Here is a 278-nt window from a genome sequence, read left to right on the forward strand (position 1 = left end):
GCCGGTCGCCTATCACTACGATTCCCTCCAGCCAGGGCAATACAACGACGCGCCGGCCACACAGCTGGCAGGACTGCTGGGCGCCACCCTGGCGCCAGCCCGCATAGCCCTGCAGCGGAACGATTACGATTGCGGCGTCTTTGTGGTGGACGGCACGCGGGCGCTGGTTGAACGATTGGTGGATGGGCAGCGCCCAGACAACGAGCCGCTGCACCTCGACAACCTCGTCGCCGATCGGCAGGCGCTGCAAAACCGACTGGCGAGGCTGTGATTTTGGA

Annotated in this window: 1 pseudogene; it reads left to right on the forward strand. The window is 65.1% G+C overall.

What is annotated here, in order from left to right:
- Positions 1 to 271: pseudogene (locus tag ACWGTI_RS32920) on the forward strand (Ulp1 family isopeptidase); the annotation flags it as partial.
- Between the last annotated feature and the right edge of the window lie 7 nt (positions 272 to 278).

This window comes from Mesorhizobium sp. ArgA1 (genome assembly GCF_053714375.1).